Below are 1,299 nucleotides of genomic sequence, written 5' to 3'. Positions count from 1 at the left end.
ATGACAGGGAAAAAGAACAAAAATATCTCTACAGAAAAGTAATTCCCGTCACGGGCTGGCAATTGCCTGTCAGCCTTGCGAATTCTTCGGTAGACAGCCGTTCAATGAGTTTTTTCTTCCGTATCCATAGTTGGCTTGACGCGGATACGGTAAAACTGGATATCAATATTGAGTCGGACAGAAAACACCCTCCGCTGACCATTCATCTTGCCTATGATATGAACAGTCAGGATGTTAATCCAATGGCGGTTTCTCTTGGGTTTTCAAAACAGCGGATAATGTACGCCTATAAAGCTTTTGCCCCTGTTAGAGGAGACATGGTTTTGGGAGGGAAACGAATAACTTTAAAACAGGATACATGTTCCGGGGTTTTTTGGGATTGCAAGGGGTTTTTTCCGTATAGAATGCATACTACTATTTGCAGTGCCGCCGGTTTTGATGAAGAAAACAAACGTTTTGGCTTTCATATTGCCGAAAATCAAACAAGGGATACTAATAAAAACAACGAGAACGCTTTGTGGATAAATGGGAAATTAACCCCGTTGCCGCCGGTGCGAATCACAATGCCAAACGGAATTGACGCCGATTGGATAATTCAAGATGTTGAAGGGATGGTTGATTTGACATTTACCCCAAAAGAACCGGATAAAAGCGGCGCAAAATTGATGTTTACAAGAGCCGATTTTAACATTCCGTTGGGGTATTTTAATGGAATGTTAGTCAATTCTGAAGGGGAAAAGATACAAATAAAAAACCTTTTTGGAATTGGTGAAAAACTTTATTTGCGGGTGTGAGTATGGCAAAAAAGAAGAATAACGCAATTTATGCGCCGGGCGAATTAAGCCGCGTCCGGGATAAATTAGGCGTAAAAGACGATTCCGAAGCTAAACGAATGGCGCAACTCCTTGGCGGCGAAGTAGGAACGGAACGAGACTCGGAAGATGACAAAAAAAGAAACGGCAAGTATGATACTTCAAGCGGCAAAAAACGCCGCAGAATAGATCTGGCGCCAGATGAAGATTTGATCGGCGAATCAAGGACTAAAAGATCAGGACCGTATCCGGGAGACGATCCTTCGGTTCCCGCAAAACTCAGTTACGGAGAAAGAGTAAAAATTGATCAATATGCAAGCCAAGTTGTTTTTGAAATAAAGAATTCTTTGCAGGTTCTTACTTCAATTTTTTCGTTTTTCAGAGAACCTGTCGATTATGTAAATCAACGTTTTGTCATCACCCGTATGAATGAATTTTACAATAAAATTGAAAGACTGGTGAACTCGACAAGGAGCCTGTTTCCAAA

1 protein-coding gene and 1 pseudogene are annotated in these 1,299 nt (G+C 41.4%); both read left to right on the top strand.

What is annotated here, in order from left to right:
- Window positions 1-794, top strand: a 794-nt coding sequence (locus ACYVRA_RS06550) for a DUF2804 domain-containing protein (protein WP_461251944.1), incomplete at its 5' end; no start/stop codon positions are given.
- Between the two features lie 2 nt (window positions 795-796).
- Window positions 797-1,299: pseudogene (locus tag ACYVRA_RS06545) on the top strand (hypothetical protein); the annotation flags it as partial.

Source organism: Treponema sp. R8-4-B8, from assembly GCF_054786175.1.
This window is presented reverse-complemented; position numbering and strand designations above follow the sequence as displayed.